Origin of the sequence: Leclercia sp. 1548 (assembly GCF_050435045.1) — a bacterium.
Classification (GTDB): domain Bacteria; phylum Pseudomonadota; class Gammaproteobacteria; order Enterobacterales; family Enterobacteriaceae; genus Enterobacter; species Enterobacter adecarboxylatus.
Genome location: NZ_JBNDJP010000001.1, coordinates 228,670 through 246,276, shown reverse-complemented (window position 1 = coordinate 246,276; position 17,607 = coordinate 228,670). Strand labels below are relative to the sequence as shown.

General features: G+C 53.5%; 10 protein-coding genes and 1 pseudogene. 6 read left to right on the top strand and 5 right to left on the bottom strand.

Annotated elements, in window-relative coordinates; genetic code table 11:
• Positions 1-41 precede the first annotated feature (41 nt).
• The 5 genes from gpJ to ABIE02_RS01110 all read left to right on the top strand — a co-directional run bounded on the left by gpJ (position 42) and on the right by ABIE02_RS01110 (position 8,109).
• Entirely contained in the window at positions 42-4,970 is a 4,929-nt protein-coding gene (gene gpJ / locus ABIE02_RS01130; RefSeq protein ID WP_336994654.1) for a TipJ family phage tail tip protein, read from the top strand.
• Positions 4,971-5,034: 64 nt separating this feature from the next.
• On the top strand, positions 5,035-6,717 hold the full coding sequence (locus ABIE02_RS01125; RefSeq protein WP_336994653.1) for a phage head spike fiber domain-containing protein: 1,683 nt from the start codon (positions 5,035-5,037) through the stop codon (positions 6,715-6,717).
• Positions 6,717-7,019, top strand: a complete 303-nt coding sequence (locus ABIE02_RS01120) for a hypothetical protein (protein ID WP_336994652.1) — start codon at positions 6,717-6,719, stop codon at positions 7,017-7,019. Before ABIE02_RS01125 ends, ABIE02_RS01120 begins: the two co-directional genes overlap by 1 nt.
• A gap of 10 nt (positions 7,020-7,029) precedes the next feature.
• Positions 7,030-7,761, top strand: coding sequence for a tail fiber domain-containing protein (locus ABIE02_RS01115; RefSeq protein ID WP_336994651.1), 732 nt, complete (start codon positions 7,030-7,032; stop codon positions 7,759-7,761).
• A 108-nt stretch (positions 7,762-7,869) separates the two neighbouring features.
• Positions 7,870-8,109, top strand: coding sequence for a hypothetical protein (locus ABIE02_RS01110; protein ID WP_336994650.1), 240 nt, complete (start codon positions 7,870-7,872; stop codon positions 8,107-8,109).
• 909 nt (positions 8,110-9,018) lie between these two features.
• Here the strand turns inward: ABIE02_RS01110 and ABIE02_RS01105 are convergent.
• The 3 genes and pseudogenes from ABIE02_RS01105 to malX form a co-directional block, all read right to left on the bottom strand.
• Positions 9,019-9,213, bottom strand: a complete 195-nt coding sequence (locus ABIE02_RS01105; RefSeq protein WP_336994649.1) for a hypothetical protein — start codon at positions 9,211-9,213, stop codon at positions 9,019-9,021.
• Positions 9,214-10,962: 1,749 nt separating this feature from the next.
• The gene (locus ABIE02_RS01100; protein WP_429211167.1) at positions 10,963-12,108 is read right to left on the bottom strand and encodes a MalY/PatB family protein; all 1,146 of its coding nucleotides are present in this window, start codon (positions 12,106-12,108) and stop codon (positions 10,963-10,965) included.
• A pseudogene (gene malX / locus ABIE02_RS01095) lies at positions 12,092-13,402 on the bottom strand (maltose/glucose-specific PTS transporter subunit IIBC); the annotation flags it as partial. The gene ABIE02_RS01100 and the pseudogene malX, both read right to left, overlap by 17 nt.
• Before the next feature lie 178 nt (positions 13,403-13,580).
• Here malX and ABIE02_RS01090 point away from each other — a divergent pair.
• Positions 13,581-14,609, top strand: coding sequence for a Mal regulon transcriptional regulator MalI (locus ABIE02_RS01090; protein WP_032617860.1), 1,029 nt, complete (start codon positions 13,581-13,583; stop codon positions 14,607-14,609).
• 78 nt (positions 14,610-14,687) lie between these two features.
• Here ABIE02_RS01090 and ABIE02_RS01085 read toward each other — a convergent pair whose 3' ends face one another.
• Positions 14,688-16,247: a YdgA family protein gene (locus ABIE02_RS01085; RefSeq protein ID WP_336994647.1), complete on the bottom strand. Its 1,560-nt coding sequence runs from the start codon at positions 16,245-16,247 to the stop codon at positions 14,688-14,690.
• 101 nt (positions 16,248-16,348) lie between these two features.
• Positions 16,349-17,521, bottom strand: coding sequence for a mannose-6-phosphate isomerase (gene manA / locus ABIE02_RS01080; RefSeq protein WP_336994646.1), 1,173 nt, complete (start codon positions 17,519-17,521; stop codon positions 16,349-16,351).
• Between the last annotated feature and the right edge of the window lie 86 nt (positions 17,522-17,607).

The following is a 17,607-nucleotide window of genomic DNA, read 5'->3' as shown; positions in this document are numbered from 1 at the left end:
TCAATTAGCACCCAATCGGGTGCTTTTTTTATGGATGCAATATGGCAACGATTACTGGTGCAAAAGGCGGCAGCCAGAAGCAGCACACGCCTGTTGAACAACCCGATTCCGCGCAGTCGATGGCGCGCTGCCGTATGCTGCTGGCGCTCGGTGAAGGTGAGTTTGCTGGTGGACTGGATGCTACCCGGATCTTCCTTGACGGCACGCCGCTGGGTAACGCCGACGGCTCGATGAACTTCGAGAATGTCTCCTGGGACTTTCGTCCGGGTACACAGACGCAGTCGCCGATCCCCGGGTTCCCCGCCGTGGAGAACGAGACCAGCATCGGCGTATCGCTGACTAAGGCCACTCCCTGGACCCGGGCCATCAGCAATACCCAGATTGACGCAGTGCTGGTGCGTATCGGCATTACCGGTCTGCAGCAGCAGGAGAATGATGGCGATATCGTTGGCACTTCCGTCACCTATCACATCGACGTGGCTGTAGATGGCGGGGCATACAGCACCGTGCTCACCAAAACCGTAACCGAAAAGCTCAGCTCACTGTACGAGCTGACCCACCGCATCAATCTGCCGAAGGCAAACACCGGCTGGCAGATCCGCGTGGTTCGCGATAACGCCGACAGCACCAGCCAGATGCTTCAGAACAAGACACAGGTGCAGGCAATCACGGAGGTGATCGACGCGCGCCTGCGCTATCCGCATACCGCGCTGCTGTATGTGTCGTTCAACGCAAAATCCTTCAGCAACATCCCGAAGATATCCTGCAAGCCGAAAGGGCGGATTATCCGCATCCCGCAGAACTATGATCCGGTTGGCCGGGTTTATAACGGCACCTGGGATGGGACATTCAAATGGGGCTGGTCGAATAACCCGGCGTGGATCTGGTTCGATGTACTCACGGAGCCACGCTTTGGCCTGGGTCGTCGGGTAACGGCAGCCATGCTGGATAAGTGGGAGCTGTACCGCATAGCCCAGCGCTGTGACCAGAAGGTGCCCGATGGTAAGGGCGGCACCGGTACCGAGCCGCGCTTCCTGTTTGACGTCTATATCCAGTCGCAGGCCGATGCCTGGCAGGTGATAAAGGATATCGCCGCTGGCTTCAACGGTATGACGTTCTGGGGCAACAACATGTTCAATGTTGTCTCGGACATGCCAGCGGATACGACGAAGCTGCAGATCCTCACTCGCGCCTCGGTCGTCGGAAAGCCGAACTATTCCAGCGGCAGCGAGAAGAACCGCTACAGTTCTGCGCTAATTAACTTCAGCGACCCGGATAACCACTACCAGGATCGCACCACTGCGGTGATGTTTCCTGACCTGGTTAAGCAGTTCAAATTCCAGCAGACGCAGCTGACTGCCATTGGCTGTACGCGTGAGAGTGAGGCGCAGCGTCGCGGCGGCTGGGCGGTGTACTCCAACTATCTCGATCGCCTGATCACGCTGCAAACCGGGCTGGATGGCTTTGCCTATGTTCCCGGCACCGTGTTCGCTTTTGCGGATGAACGCTTTTCCGGGCGAGTGTATGGTGGGCGCGTTCTGAGTTACAACGCCGGGCTTAAAGCCGTTACAACCGATCGCGGGACCAGCGCCGTCCCGGGCGATACGCTGATGATCCGCACACAGGGCGGCATTGTAGAAAACCGGGTCATTCAGGCGGTCAACGGCACGCAGTTAATCGTGGCCACGGCGTTTTCCTCTGCGCCAGCGCCAGATGCCGTTTTCGTTATCGATGCCGGACAGCTGCGCCTGCAGTATTTCCGTGTGATGAACCTGACATTCAACGACGAGGAGAACACCTACACCATTACGGGTGCGGAATACAACGCCTCGAAATATGACGCTGTCGATAACAAAGCGCGCCTGGACATCCCGCCTGTCAGCCTGATTCCTACTGGTGTTGTTTCTCAGCCCGGAAACGTCGTGGTATCGAGCTACGACTCAGTGAGACAGGGGCAGCGCATTGCCACGCTGACAGCCTCCTGGGACGCTCCACTGGATAAAGCCGGGAAACCGCAGGCAGACGTTATCGCCTACCAGGTGCAGTGGCGCAGGGGTGACAGCGAGTGGGTTAACGTACCGCAAACCGGGCTGCGCAATATCGAAGTGCCGGGGATCTACGAAGGTGATTACCTGGTGCGTGTCAGGGCGATTAACGCTGGCGGCGCATCCAGCCTGTGGGCCACCTCAGTGCTGACGCATCTCAAGGGCCGGTCCGGTGATGTGCCAAAGCCCGCCAATTTCCGTACCACGCCGTTGCTCTGGGGCGTACAGCTGGACTGGGATTTCCCGGCTGGTACCGGCGATACTTTACAGACGGAGATCCAGTATTCCACTGCATCGACCGGCACAAATCCGCTTCTGCTGGCCGGGGTTCCCTATCCGCAGCATGTTTATCAGCAACTGGGCCTTAAAGCCGGGGTAGGATTCTGGTACCGCGCGCGGCTTGTCGATCGCACCGGCAATAAGTCAGCCTGGACTGATTTCATTCAGGGCAGCAGCAGCTCGGTTGCAGCTGATTACCTGGTGGATATCGATAACCAGATCAAACAGACAGACGCGTATAAGGAACTCACCTCGGATATCGCCGATCTCAGCGACGATATTCAGTCAGCGCGCGACGACATCAGCAAAGTTACGACAGAGTCAGCGGCAACCAAAGCGGGTCTGGCACAGGAGGTCACGGACCGTAAGAAAGCCATCATCGACGAGGCAGCGGCGCGCGGCCAGGCGCTGCTGACCGAGAAGAACGAGCGCGTCGCGGATATCAGCAACGTCAATCAGACGATCCAGACCACCACCGAATCACTGGCGCAGCAGATTGGGCAGATTTCTGCTGGCACCGGCTCGCAGTTCGACCCTGCCAAAATCTGGTACTTCGATTCGACGGTAGAGGGCTGGACCGGGAACGGGACCCCGACGATTGTTGACGGGTGGATCCGCCCTGCGAACCATGTCACAGATCCGTGGGTGGCGTCTCCCGGTTCACTGGGTGTTAACTCGTCGTCCTATCGCTTCGTTAAACTGCGCATCAGGAAGTTCGGGGCGCCGGGCTGGGCGGGGCAGCTGCGCTGGCGGGGTACGGGTGGCTTCAACGACACCAACATGCTAACTGTCGCCGAGCCTGCTTATGACGCGAACGGGATCGCCACGCTGGAGTTCGATAATATCCCCTGGCTGACTGAAGCCACGATGAATCAGTTCAGGCTGGATCTGTCCACTAAGCAGGATGCGACGAACTACTACCTGATTGACTGGGTGGCGCTCGGACGGCCAACGCCCGGCGCAGGCATGGCGGCGCTGCAGGCGGAAACGACAGCCCGTGTCGCTGGCGACCAGGCGGAAGCCACAGCGCGAGAAACGCTGGCGACGCAGATCCGGGGCGGCTACACCGGTGATGACCCGTCGAAGCTGGCCTCGGGCTTGCTCTACACCGAACGCCAGGCGCGCATCACGGCGCAGGAAGCGGAGGTGACAGCCCGGACGGCGCTGGAAGCGACCGTTAATGCCAACAAAGCCAGCGTGACGCAGGAGCTGGCAACGCTGACGACTGAGCAGGAGGCGCAGGCCACCACGTTGTCGGGCCTGCAGACCACCGTCGGGAAAAATACCGGCGATATCACGCGTATCGATAAAGCTGTCGCCGATAACAACAAGGCGCAGACTACCGCGCTGGCTGCGGTAAAGGCGACGACTGACAAGAACACGGCTGATATCAGCACGGAAACCACGGCCCGCACGGATGCAGACAGCGCGCTGGGTCGCCGTATCGACAGCCTGAAAGTTGATGTGGACGGTAACACGGCCAGCCGCGACGCAGGCATTGTGGGTAGCGTCAGCAACGCCATTGCCAACTTCTTTGCGTTTTCGGATCAGCGCGTCACGTTTGCCGTTGGCGAAACGAAAACGATGGCCGAGATCACCGAGACCCGGAAGACCGCTGCGGATGCCACAAGCGCTGTAGCTGAACAGGTCACGACGCTTAAGGCCACAGTTGAGCAAAACGGCCAGACCAACGCCGCCGCCATTACGCGCATTAATAAAGCCGTTACGGATCTGGAGAGCGCCACGGCGACCAGTATCCAGCAGGTGACTGCGTCGATTGGGCAAACCAACGCTAACGTCCAGACGACCAGCCAGGCTGTTGCTGATATCAACGGCAAGCTCTCCGCGCAGTGGGGCGTTAAAGTCCAGGTGGAGGCGAACGGTGTTAAACGCATCGCGGGTATTCAGCTGGGCATTGACGGTACAGGGGCCTCAAACTTCCTGATTTCTGCCGATACGTTCGCGGTTTATAACCCTACGACGAACGGGCAGGAGCTGGTGTTTGCTTCGACCGGCGGCCAGATATTCATGCGTTCGGTGTTCATCCAGGACGGTTCCATCGACAACGGCAAGATCGGGAATTACATCCAGTCCAGCAACTGGGACGGGACCGGCAATGTCGGCTGGCATATCAATAAATCCGGGTATGCGACGTTTAACGGCGTGACAGTTCGCGGGACGATCTATGCCACTGACGGGAGCTTTAAAGGCAGGGTTGAGGCGACCAGCGGGAGCTTCAGGGGCACGGTTGAAGCGACATCTTTCATTGGAGATGTCGCCAACACAGGGGTCTATCCCGACTCCAGCAACCGGTCTAACAATGCCGTTTCTACCAGTGTAGCCATGGCATACACCGACTCCAGCAATAACGGGCTGAATAAAAACGCCGTCGTGGAGGCGTTGATATATGTCCGAGGGACTACAGGCGCGGTCGGGAGTACAGTTAACATAACTATCGCGGGTAACGTTCGCACGTTCACTTTTGACGTTCCTGTTGGTGGGTTTTGGTTCACTGCACGTCATGCTGCAACTGGGTTGACCGGGCAACGTATCGACGCAAGCATTTTCGTTTCTTCCAGTAATGCAACCGTGGCAATTTATGCACCAACTATCACTGTGACCCGCGGTACCGGCTCCTTCTCCTGATCCCTACAACCTCAGACCATCCAACCCAGCTCCGGCTGGGTTTTTCATTTTAAGGACATCACGAATGGCCACACTTGATGACGATTTAGCGAAAGCCGTCACAGAAGGGTTTCGCCTGGCGCAAGGCAGTATCATCAACCAGGACCTGATTTTATCGGGCACCGGTGACGTCACCGTAACCCTGGCAGACGGCTCGAAAAAAACGGGCCCCAGCTGGACGAAGCTGATCGCCCAGGCCGGTGCGGCAGGAGCCAGCGCCGCTGCTGCTAAAACCAGTGAAACGAATGCTCTGGCGTCAAAAAATGCAGCAGCACAAAGCGCCACGAACGCGGCAACGTCAGAGGGTAACGCACTCGCATCGAAGAATGCCGCCAAAACCTCAGAAACCAACGCCAAAACGTCTGAGACGAACGCGAAGGCTTCAGAAAATAACGCTAAAACCAGCGAAACGAACGCCGCATCATCACTGGCTGCTGCTCAGCTGCTGACTTCTGTGCCTTACGAGGAAGCCCCGTTCCCCGATGTCTGGTTACCCTTCAATGATGACATGCGCCTGCTGGCGGGTTCCGCGCCTTATGACCGGCTGACAATTTCGGGGCAGGTCCTGGAGCTTCCAACAAGGTCAGGGGCCTTTACCCGCTCAACCATTGCGACTTATATCGACAAATCCGGTGTATTGCAGACCGCTGATGTTAACGAACCGCGCTATCAGCATGATGGCTTATTATTGGAGGGCCAGAGCACTAACTATATTCTGAACAGCGACGATCCATCTAAATGGAGCGGCGTAGCGGTTGGCTTTGGGACTAGGAGCACTATCACAGACGGAGCGACGCAGGCAAAAACCTTTGACGGTGTCATCACTGCCACGGGCATGAATAACGCTACTGTATTAGCTAGTTCGGCCATCACTTGCTCGGCTGGTGACTTCATTACCCTTTCATGCAGGTTTAAAAGCTCATACACCGATGGGTTTATGTTGTTCCGGTTTGACGCCCCCAGCGGAACGAATCAGGGGCAAGTCGGCTTGTATTTTGATGGGATGGTGGGCAACACAACCAGCACAAGCATTGTATCGGCGACAAACACCCCCGGCCCTGATGGGTATTGTTACGGCACAGTTACCTGCAAAGCGCCAGTTGATGGCGCATATGTTGGCCGCATTTATTTCATGCCGAAAAGCGGCACGATCCCCGTAGGTGCAGAGGTGTTCGTCCAAACCGTTCAGTGTGAAAAAAACGCAGTACCAACAAGCTATATCCCTACTGGTTCGGCGGCTGTGACAAGGGGTGGTGAAAAAGCCTCATTGCAACCTTCTGGCAATGTTGGCTATCAATCAATTGGTGATGCATTTAGCAGGACACTGGCATTTGAAATTGCTGTAAACAGATATGTTACGCCCAGTGTTGGTTACGCTGATCTTGTCAGGGTGGCGGGTTCCAACAACGATATTATATTCAGGGCGGTGTCAGGCACCATTAACTCATATATTGGCGGGAGTGGACCATCTGTACCCATAACCTATCCGTTTGCCAGTAAAGTCTATGTGCAATCCATTGATGTCGATAATACAAACAGCATGTATTTTGATGGAAAGACCAGCAACAGAAAACTGGCACCAACAAACCCGGCCTCTAAACCAACCAGTATTGATATTCAGAGCAACCCGAACGTTGTTTATCACATTCGCAACTTCCGTATCTGGCATCGCCTGTTAACCCCTAATCAAATTAATGGACTCCGCTAATGAGAGACTTATATCTGCGCTTTAATGACGCCGACGAAATGCGCACGCAATTAATCGCGGCGGGGTTTGTGGATGATGAAGAGCAGGGTGGTTTATATCACCCTGATATCAGCCTGGATATCGTCGGCGTTATCACTGTTCCTGCTGAAGTTATCAATCCCGGTGAAGAAAACGTAGTTATCAAGTACACCACCGAACCCGGCTATCACGTCAATTTGCGGGTCATGAATGACTCGCTCGATTTATCCGGGCTGAACGAATTTGTGGTTACACCGAAAACACCGGCTCGCGTCTGGGCTTAGGAGTTAAATCATGGCAAACAGAAAAGATACAGTTACCCTGACAGCAGCGGACGTAAAGGCACTTAGTACTGATTCAGGCGGTGTCGTAAACGGCAACGTGCAGGTAACTGGCAAAATGACAGTGAATGCTGCTGGCAGTGTATTTTCCGACATTCACACCAGCCCGGGAGGCGGCTGTGGGGTTAAGGCGTGGCGACCTGAATCCAACAACTACATTGAATTAAACAACGTTACAAATGACAGTAGCGAAGGGAGTTTTGTAAGTCAGCTCTCCGGTGGCTGGTACACAGCAGGCTGGTCTATTGGAGGCGTAAGAGGAGGTTCTACTAACCTCGACCGAGTTCAAATTAACGTCAATGGGGGATCGTCAAATGTATGGTCGTCTTATCTCTTCGGTGCTAACGGCAACGCTGGCGGCGGAACGTGGAACAACCCGTCCGATGAGCGACTGAAATACAACATTAAAACTATTGAAAACCCTATCGAGAAAATGCGCTTATTTCATGGGAAAACTTTCACTTATAAAAAGGGGGATATTGACTCTGCAGGGTATATTGCCCAGGAAGTGCAAAAGGTACTACCGGAAGTAGTCGGTGAGGATAATGACGGATTCCTGTCTCTGAATGTCGCAGGCGTTGGAGCGCTTCACCATGAGGCCATTCTCGTTCTTATGGATACTGTCGATAACCTCACTGCGCAGGTCGCCCAGCTGCAGGGTGAGATTAAGGCGCTGAAAGCGTAACAGCATCATGATGTTCAGTGGTAATCATCAATAGGCATAGCCACCTTGCCCTACACTCTCTATAAAACTACTGTGTGTATAGACAGTAATGGCAAATGAGAGGTCACCATGCCCCGCCGTCTCGACATTCATGCCGCGTTTGTGGCAGCCATACAGCAAAACCCAAAGGGCTACAGGTGTTTGCGTACAGAAGACTTCATCCGTGAGTTGGCAAAGGTCCATTGGCATTTCAGCCGAGCCGACGCCAACCATTGGATAGCGCGCTACCAGCCAGATTTCACGGATAAGACAACTGACGGAACCGACAATCATTACTGGATCCTGCGCAACATGGGGAGAGTTCACTGATGGGATTTCCCTCTCGAATGGCTGATTACGTAGCCCCTCGTTTATCTTTAGAAATTATCTGCGGAATAGGTATCGAAAGCAGAATTCTCGAAACATCATCCGGGTTCGCGGTTTTGAACCGTGCACCCGGCTGGTACAGAATCAGATTTTGCTGATTTTGTCCGGCGGCCGCACTCAATTTGCTCGGGTAATGGGGAGGGCTTTAATCACGGATGATGGCGAAGCGATCAAGGGCGCTACGGCGGAAGAGGTAGAAGTTATGGGTAGGGTCTCTTCTTCATCAACAGCACGGACGCTGATTAAAGCCCTGTGTAAATGCAGCCCATAAAAAAGCCCGCACGGGAGCAGGTATAATTTCCTTGGCTTTGTTATCGATCCCACGCTCAGGGCGAAGGTTTTTAACATATCGGCAGCATAAAGGATAACTTTATGAGAGCAGACTTTTAGGTCCTCGACTTGCTCGATGGCACGGCGGAAAAGGGACATATCAAGTCGTGTGTGATGTACGGATTTTAAGAAATGTTGAATTGATGCTCTGTTAGCTATATAAAAATGTTTATGATTTAGTACAGCCAACGGCTTGGGAGCGTCGTATCTGTTATGAGATTCATCTGTCCTGCTTGCAAAAGCAACCGGTTCTTTTTCACCTCGTTCGATCCTGTACAAAACCTGCCACACGGGGCCGTATGTTCCGTATGTGGTACTCGGCTTTCCACCCGCTCTCTCATTCCAAAGCCACGGAGAAGGCGATGGCCTAAACAGGTGAGATAGATGAGTTGTCTCCGGTGCTCACTACAGCCCTCAGAGGCTTAAAAGCCCAATCTGAAACCAGCCCCTTTCTGCGGTTAAGAATTATTAAATAATACGCTAATTGTATTTTTTGATCTATTTGTTTTTTCTCGGATTTATTCACCTTCTTCCCGATATAAAGCCTAACGCGAAACCTATGCCGACAGCAATCAGAATGCTTGTTGTAGGATATGATTCAACTTTATCCTTCATGTTATTAGCCCCACTGCGTAACGCATCGTCAGTTTTAGAAGCGTATTTCTTTACGGTTTCCGTGAATTCACTTTCAGGTTTCTCAGATGAGTGGTTAAACATAATATCCTCCGGCTTTTAAATTATCCCTTTAACTATAGTTAATTCGCTTAGGTAAATAGAAATTTATGGCCAGGTAAAGCATCTTAGATTGTTTTATTCTTACAAGGGGTGTTTTATATACTATATTTAGTGAGTTTCGAGGTTATCGACGTATCAGTTTAAAGTTGTTTAAATCATTAAAGGTTCGTAAGTATATGATACCTAGATAAACTGTAATGATTTATTTATAGAACCCAATGCAAAGTTTGCTGATGCAAGAGGGCTTTTTACCATTGGCTAAATGAAAAATGGTTAAAATGGCTGTCTTAGACTGATTTTACTAAATTAATAATTTGCTTGCTATTTTTCAGTGTGCAATACAAGAAAACTATTTGATTTTTATTTCTAACTCGTCGTGTATATTCCATTGGGAAGATAAAGAATATTATCGATGTAAAATTTTGACGGGGTGTTTGATGTCGGATATCCCGTTACTTTTTTAAACCAAGTGTCAAGTGCTTGAAATAAATGTTTAAACAATCATTAAAGAAAAAATATCCTTGTATAAGAATAAGATAAATGTGGTGCCGGGTGCCTCCCGGTGTATCTTTACCAGTCCTAAGATACGCGAGCATATTGCATTTTGACCAGTCGCCCCGCCGCTGAGGGGGATTCACCACTAAATAAAACTAGAATAAGAGCATGTTTTGTCAACATGTAAGTCTGTGGCGGTGAGGGGAATCATTAAAATATTTCGCCATCTAAGGGGGCGTATCAAGGGAATCATCATCTGCAGATAAGAGTAGAAGTTGCATAAATTTTCAATTTAGTTGCAACAAATCAAAGGTTGTTGGTTTTTTAGAAGGTCAGTACGCATAGTCATTGTATTCAAAAAAAACCGTGTACTTAAACACGGTTTCTGAAAATCAGAAAAAGGTGCTTACCAATCGCGTACTTCGTTAGAAGCATAGTAATTATAAGCTACAATCCGAAAGCATGCATTATTTCTGGGGGAGAGCTTATATCTTTACTGTTCTCCCTTCATTAGGCATTAATCCGACAAGACTGTGAATAACCTTCAAAAGTCATTTCTTATGACTGTACAACTACTTGCCGTCTCTTTAGTGGCATCGAAGATGAGATCGTACTTGGAAAAGGGTTTCGTACAAATGTAGCGGTCAATAAAAATCTCGCCACTGTTTAGAGTTTTCTTAGTACCGGTTTTCTGATTCGTTTTATGATAATACGCCATTATATTCATGAGGCTAGAGCACGCTGTAATCCCAACGATATAGTCTGTTACTACGTGGACTGCGTCGTTGAAGTTTATGAAACCTGTCACCGTCACCTGCTCCCCCTCTAATTAGCACGGGCTGACATTAGGAAAATCTGCCTCTGGCACAAATCAGCCTTCGATGTAAGAAGTGGTGCGCACCTTTCGAATCAAACAAACGAATGTGGATATGTTTTTGTACAGCTGGTAGTGGTCCTTTAAGCTGGGGATTTGAGTTCTGAAAGGAGCCACACATAGGGGGTTGTCTGGGGGCATGCCGGGGGCAAAAGGTATGTTAGGGACACAAACAGGGACAGATAAATGTCAGTTAATGCGAGATAATGTTAATACCATGCGCTAAGCAAGCAATTGAAAAGATTGATAAACATTGATTTTCAACGATATTCTGCGCATTAACTGTAATGTGCGAGCTATTATAAAAACAAAACGAGAGAAAAAGCTATTTGCGCAAGGGATTATTCCGTTGCGCAAACGAATTACTGCAAAGTACGGATCCCGGCAATCAGGCGCTCGACACCCTGCTCAAGCTTACTGCGTGGGCAGCCAGCGTTAAGACGGACAAAACCTTTGCCTCCATCCCCGTAGGTATAACCCGGCATGATTGCCACTTTTTGCTGCTCAATCAGCACCTTCTGCAGTGCCTTGTCATCGATCCCGAGCGGACGAAGATCGATCCATGCCAGATAGGTCGCCTGCGGCGGCTGCCAGTTTAACGTCGGGAAAGCGGCATTCAGCGTGTCGGCGACGTACTGCAAATTCGCCTCCAGATAAGCGCGTAGCGCATCCAGCCATGCTTCGCCCTGCTGATACGCCGCAATATGCGCCACCAGCGCCAGCACCGACGGCGAGGACAGCCCATCACGGCCTTTCAGCGCCTGCAGATAGGCCATGCGACTGGCCTCATCGCCAATCAGGCCGTATGCGCCGGTAAGGGCGGGAATGTTGAAGCTCTTGGAGCCAGAGGTTAGCAACGCCCATTTACCCTGAGCGACTTCGCACCAGGGGGTATGCCGGTGCTCGCCCCACACCATATCCATGTGGATTTCATCACTGATCACCGCCACGCCATGTCGCGCGCAGAGGTCAGCCATAGTGGTTAACTCGTCGCGTGTCCAGACCTTGCCGGTCGGATTATGCGGGCTACAGAGCAACAGGATTTTGTTGTGCGGCTGGGCCAGCACCGCTTCCAGTTCGGCCATATCGCACTGCCAGCCCACCACCGAATGTTGCAGGCCGACAGAGACAACCTGTCGGTTATTACCCGCAATGGCGTTATAAAACGCGTCGTAAGCGGGGGTATGGATCACCACGCCGTCACCGGCGTCCGACCACTGGCGAATCAACTCTGACACCATATAGATCACCGAGGGGCCATAGACGATGGCACGGGTGTCGATGGTGCTGTGAAAACGCTGGTGGAACCAGTGGGCCACAGCGGCCAGGAATTCGTCGTTTTTCCAGCGGCTGTAACCAAACACCCCGTGGCCGATGCGCGTTTGCAGGGCGTCGATAATGCAAGGGGCAGTGGCAAAATCCATATCCGAGATGGTAAAAGGCAGCAGATCGGCGGCACCAAAACGGTCGGCAATATAGTCCCACTGGGTGCACCATGGTGGCCGCATCGGTATCACGACCCGGCGTTTTCAGGTTAAAGCGGGTGATGGCGAAGCGGAAGATACCGTAGTACACCGCGAACCAGATCGCTGCTACTACGGGTACCAGATACCATTTGGTCGACAGGCCATGCAGGATGCCGAACACCACAAAGTCGATCACGTTGCCGTCGGTGTTGCCGATAGTCACACCCAGCACCGCCATCACGGTAAAGCCCAGACCGGTCAGCACAGCGTGGATGAGGTACAGCACCGGGGCAACGAACAGGAACAGGAATTCAATCGGTTCGGTGGTTCCGCCCACCACGCAGGCGATCACACCGGAGATCAGCAGGCCTTTAATTTTGTGACGGTTTTCCGGGCGAGCACAGTGGTACATCGCCAGGGCTGCGCCCGGCAGGCCACCGAGGAAGGCTGGCATTTTACCCTGGGACAGGAAGCGAGTGGCGCTCTCCGAGAAACCGTGGGTGGTCGGGCAGCTCAGCTGCGCCTGGAAAATGGTCAGCGCGCCGCTCACATCGTGACCGCACACCTCCATCGTACCGCCCGCTTCCGTGAAACGGATCAGTGCGACAAGAATATGCTGAAGTCCAAACGGCAGCAGCAGACGTTCACCGGTACCGAAGATCATCGGTCCAAAATCACCGGCACCGTTAATGATGCGGCCAATGCCGGTAATGCCCATGGCAAAGACAGGCCAAATCAGCGGGATCACAAGGCCAAACAGACCCATCACCACAAGGGTGATAATGGGTACAAAACGGGTGCCACCAAAGAATGCCAGCGCGTCCGGCAGGCGGATATTGTGAAAACGCTCGTGCAGCATCCAGATGATCACACCCGCGATCACTGCGCCGAGGATCCCGGTATCAATAGACTGAATACCAATCACGCTCTGTATGTTGTTGGCCTTGAGTACTGCCGCATCGGTGGTCGGCAGGATGCCTTTGGCAGTGAGCCAAAAGTTGACCGCCAGGTTCATCACCGCATAGCCAACGAAACCGGCAAATGCCGCTACACCTTTGTTTTCCCGCGCCAGTCCCAGCGGGATAGCGATACAGAACATCACCGGCAGGAAGCTAAAGGCAAAGGAGCCGACCTTGCTCATCCAGATGAAGACGGCCTGCAGCACAGGATTGCCGAGGAACGGAATCAGCGTAATCACATCGTGACTGCTTAGCGAGCTGCCGATCCCCAGCATGATCCCGCAGAACGAGAGGAGCGCCACTGGCAGCATAAAGGTTTTACCCAGTTGCTGGAAAAACTCCCACAGCGATATTTTTTGTGCTGCTTTCGCCGTCATAAAACGACTCCTGTGTTGTTAAAATCAGTTTATCTGCTTCAATGCTGCGAGAAGATAAAACGTTTTATCAAATTTTAGTGCGCGCTAAATCACATTCTTAGCCTTTAACTGGTAGTATAAAGATAACGTATTGATAAAACGTTTTACCGGTCTCATTGTCAGGGAGTCACGCCATCACATGGCTGTAGCGAAAAAGATCACCATTAATGACGTTGCGCAGGCGGCGGGCGTGTCCGTCAGCACGGTGTCACTGGTGCTGAGCGGAAAAGGGCGGATCTCCTCCGCGACGGGCCAGCGCGTTAACGATGCGGTTGAGCAATTAGGATTTGTTCGTAACCGGCAGGCTTCGGCGCTGCGCGGTGGACAAAGCGGGGTGATTGGCCTGATTGTCCGCGATCTGACCTCGCCGTTTTATGCCGAACTGACGGCAGGGCTGACGGAGGCGCTGGAATCGCAAGGGCGGATGGTCTTTTTACTCCACGGTGGCCGGGAAGCGGATCAGTTGCTCCAGCGCCTCGATATGCTGCTGACCCAGGGGGTCGATGGGGTGATCGTTGCCGGGGCATCCGGGTTAAGCAACGAACTGTGCGAACGGGCAGCCCAGAAGGGTGTTCCGCTGGTGTTTGCTTCCCGCGCCAGCTATCTGGATGAGGCCGATACCCTGCGCCCGGACAACATGCAGGCAGCACAAATGCTGACCGAACATCTTATTCGCCGCGGCCATCAGCGGATTGCCTGGCTGGGCGGAAAAAGCTCGTCGCTGACCCGCGCCGAACGGGTGGGCGGCTACTGTTCAACGCTAATTAAATACGGCCTGCCGTTCCACAGTGAGTGGGTGGTGGAGTGCGAGTCCAGCCAGAAGCAGGCGGCAGAGGCTATCGGGACGTTGCTCCGCGCCAGCCCCACCATCAGCGCCGTGATCTGCTACAACGACGTCATCGCCATGGGCGCCTGGTTTGGCCTGATACGGGCCGGACGCCAGAGCGGGGAAGGCGGGGTTGAAACCTTCTTTGGTCATCAGGTGGCGCTCGGTGCCTTTGCGGATGTGTCAGAAAACGCGCTGGACGATCTGCCTATCGTCTGGGCAACCACCCCTGCACGGGAGATGGGCCACACGCTGGCGGACAGGATTATGCAGCGGATTGAAAAATCTGATGTGCAAGCCGGGCATCAGATTGTCTCCGCCCGGTTAGTCCCCGTGAAGTAGTTTCACGGTTAAAGGAAGAGCGATAAGGCATTCTGGCTGGCGGCAATAAAAAACCCCTCGAAGAGGGGTTTTTTATCATTACTGCTGCGGAACCGCAGGCTGTGCCGGTGCCGGAGCCGGAGCCGGAGCCGCTGGCGCGGCAGGCTCGTCCGGTACCGCCAGGTTCAGCGCCGGAACGCCAAACATGCCGACAAACTCTTCCAGCGTCATCTTCTGACCGTTCAGCGTAACCTGACCGTTGCTGTACTGCAGGCTGGTGCTGATGACGTTATCTTCCACGGTAGTGATGCGGAACATCTGGCCCATTGCCGCCAGGCCTTTCACCTGCTGGCCAGCCAGCTTACCAGCGTCATCTTCGTTATAGCCTTCCAGCTTCGCAATCTGGGTCATGAACTCGGTCGCCATGTCCATCGGGATAGTCAGCTTGCTCTCCAGCGATTTCACACTGCGATCCACTTCCTGGGCCAGGGTTTGCGCCTCGCCCTTGGCGGTGGCAGGGTCCTTCAGGAACAGCGACAGGTTGAAGTTGGTCTCGCCTTTGCTGTTTTTCCAGCTCAGCGGAGCCAGCGTCACCACCGGCTCGCCTTTAAGCAGGACGGGCAGGTTGCTGAAGAAAACTTCTGCCGCTTTTTGCTGATACAGGGCCGGATTTTCCATCAGCGCTTTATCTGCCAGCAGCGCCTGGCTCTGGGCGCGATATTGCTGGCTGAATTGATGCCACGCCTGGCCGTCAATATTGCCGATTTTCAGCGTCAGCTTGCCGGTACCCAGATCCTGATTCTGCACTTTCAGGCTCTTCAGGCTGTAATCCAGCTGGCTATTAACGCTCTTGCCATCTTTCGACAGCTCGGCTTTACCGCTCAGATCGGTTCCCTCAAGCACGGCCATCTCTTTGCCTTCAATGGCGATAGCCAGCTTATCGAGCGTGAGTTTTTGGTCGCCGATCCGCTCATCAAAGTCGGTCAGACGGCTATTGCCCTCGGTTTTGAGGTTGTTGAAGGTGAGCTGCACTTTCTGGCCGTACTCATTGACGGCATTTACCAGGCCGCTTGCTGCGTCACCTTTCAGCGAGACGTTTTTGCCATCACGATCGGCATCCAGCTGGAAATTGCCGCCGCTGAAGGCCACTTTTTCATCGCCATTTTCGTAATTCAGTGCTTTCAGCGCCAGATCGGTGCTCGTATCACCGGCATAGCTGATGCGGGTATTGGCCTCGAACGGAGACTCATTCTTCGCCAGATCGAACAGCGGTTTTGACGCTTCGTTGTTCACCAGCGTCGATTTTACCGAGGCCATGGAAGGGATAAGGTTGAAGGATTTCAGCTGGGCGAGCGGGAAGGGACCATGATCCACCACTTCGTTCAGCACCAGGCTTTGTCCTGGCTGCAGCCATGGATTTTGCGCGCCAGCGACCGGTTTAAGCACCAGTTGCAGATGGCTTTTGAACAGGCCGCGCTGGTAATCCTGGTAACTGACCTCCAGCCCGGCTTCTGGCGCGGTGCGCTTAAGCTCGCTGTTCGCCTGCGCGACCATTTCTGCCAGATGGCTCTCCAGCTGTTTCCCGGTATACCAGGCCGCACCCGTCCAGACCACACCTAATGCAACAATAACGCCTGCGGCTATAACCGATTTCTTCATCGTGATTATCCCTAAAATGAAACCGAGCGGTTAAAACCGCCCGGTGAGGTCATAAGATTACCAATAGCTTAGCAACAAATGTTAAAAAATTCAGTAGGTCACTATAGCTTGTTGTAAACACGGGCCAGACGACCGACGCCGCTGACGTTGACCGGCGAGTCACTGGCGGCAATAAATGCCGACTCGCCCGGCTTCAGCACCAGCCGCTCGTCACCCTTGCTCACGACGGCTTCGCCCTCAACGCAGAAGAGGATCGCCGCGCTCTGCTGAGCCAGCGCGCTTTCTGCACTGCTCAGTTCGTGAAGCGAAAACGCAAAGTCTTCAACCGGGATCGGGAAGTCCAGTTCTGCACCGTTTTTAACCGGCTGGGTGAGCAATTCTGCCGCCGGTTTGGCGACAAATTTAACATTCGCCACCAGTTCAGGAATATCGATGTATTTTGGCGTCAGGCCCGCGCGAAGCACGTTATCGGAGTTGGCCATCACCTCCAGCGCCACGCCTTTAAGGTAGGCGTGCGGTGTTTCGGCGAACAGGAACATCGCTTCACCCGGTTCGAGTTTGACCACGTTTAACAGCAGCGGCGAGAACAGCCCGCTGTCGTCGGGGTAGAACTCTGAAATCACGCGGATAGTCTGCCACGGCTCACCCTGTTGGCTGTTCAGAGCGGCTTTCAGCACCGCCAGCGCGAGGGATTTTTCTTCGCCCTGCATATTGAGCAGGCTGGCGAAGAGGTGACTCAGGCGCTCTGCATCGGGTTTTTCGAGGAAGTGGGCAATGGCGCTGTGCGCCCCGGCCACCGGCTGAAGCAGGGAGACAATTTCAGAGAATTCGCGGAAAGCATTCATCGCCAGGAACGGCGTTAAAGCGAACACCAGCTCCGGTTTGTGGTTCGGATCTTTATAGTTACGCTCGGCGGCATCCAGCGGAATACCGGCGGCGTTCTCTTTGGCAAAACCTGCTTCTGAGGCCTGCTTGTTCGGGTGAACCTGAATGGAGAGCGGTTGATCCGCGCACAGCACCTTAAAGAGAAACGGCAGTTCGCCAAAACGGTCTGCGACCTGCGTACCCAGCAGCGTGCCTTTATCCGCGTCGATGACCTCGCGCAGGGAGCGAACCCCGTGGGCACCCTCAATTTTTGAGCTGCTCTTTGGGTGCGCCCCCATCCACAGCTCTGCCATCGGCAGGTTGTCGGGGTTGGCGATACCGTAGAGATCCGTTAACGCAGTTTTACTTCCCCAGGCGTAGTTCTGCACTGAGTTAATGAGTTTTTGCATTATCAAGCCCTGTTTCAAATGTGGAATTAACTGCCCGTATTAAAGCAATAAACCGGGCGGAAGTAACCTGCGCACGGAAAAAGTCG